General features: G+C 46.9%; 2 protein-coding genes. Both read left to right on the top strand.

Annotated features, from left to right (window positions below; translation table 11 throughout):
• Positions 1-5: 5 nt before the first annotated feature.
• A complete protein-coding gene (locus R7Q38_RS24090; protein ID WP_005479671.1) occupies positions 6-500 on the top strand; it encodes a DUF3299 domain-containing protein in 495 nt (164 codons plus the stop codon).
• Positions 501-817: 317 nt separating this feature from the next.
• Positions 818-1,173: DUF2806 domain-containing protein (locus tag R7Q38_RS24085; protein WP_318114591.1), on the top strand; the 356-nt coding region annotated here is incomplete at its 3' end.

Raw genomic sequence — 1,173 nt, 5'->3', positions numbered from 1 at the left:
TAACGATGTGGAAAAAAGTTTTAGCCAGTTGCTTACTCGCGATTGCATTTACGACGCCGGTCATGGCGAGTGATGAGCCATTAACGCTCGACTGGATCGATCTGGTTCCTGAAGCGGAACGTAAGCTGTTCGACAGCGTGGGGATGCCCGCATCTGATCACAGTGGTGGCGCGGCGCAGCAATCAAAAATCGGTAACGTCAGACCAGAGCTCAATGGCAGTCAGGTCAAAATCCCTGGCTTCGTGATTCCTCTTGAGGGAGATGCCAACACGGTGACGGAATTTTTGTTGGTGCCGTATTTTGGGGCCTGTATCCACGTGCCACCACCACCACCAAACCAAATCATTTACGTGAAATTTCCGAAAGGCGCACCAGTACAGGAACTTTGGGATGTCATTTACGTGGTGGGAACGTTAAAAACCGAAACCATTAACCATGAACTGGCAGAAACGGCGTATGTGATTGAAGGTTCAAAAATCGAAGCCTACGACGATATGTAGTCGTCGATTTCGAGGTACACCAAAGGCGTCGCATCGGCGCCTTTGTCATCTTTAAATGTTAAACAATGTAGCGCGATAAGTACGCTAACACGCCCACATAAAGAATCAAAAGAAACGCTATCGACAGGTGCTTTTTCAGTTTACTTGCTTCCGAGAACTTCATCGCCCCTCCAAAATAACGATAACAATTTTAACAACTCATTATCATTTTGGATAGCCCTATTCCTTCAAAATCTGAGACGCTCTCTCTGGTCGCCTCGCGGATTAAGGTGTAAATTGAGGCAAGCGTCAAACGCAAGCTCTTGGTAGGAAAATACATGGCAGAACCAACGAAACAACCTGTAGTGATTGAACACCAGCCTAATACGCAGAAAAACGGTCACCACGACAAGAAAACGGGTTACATCAAAGACAGTGCGAGCCGAATTAAAAACATCGCTCAATCTCATGGCCTTGACGCTCTATTGCAAACTGACCCTCCTGCCAAATCCGCATTAGAAAGAGCACAACTGCGAGACCAACGACGCCAAGAGCAAAGACAAAAAAACCTTGAGCAAATCCTAAAACTCGCGCACAGCGCTTGCCGCGATGAAACCGCAGGTGAACCCGATCAAGATTGGTTGTATCGATTTTTTGATATGGCCCAAGACATCCACAACAGTTCAATGCAGAA

This window comes from Vibrio sp. Vb0598 (assembly GCF_033338935.1).
GTDB lineage: Bacteria > Pseudomonadota > Gammaproteobacteria > Enterobacterales > Vibrionaceae > Vibrio > Vibrio alginolyticus.
This window is presented reverse-complemented; position numbering and strand designations above follow the sequence as displayed.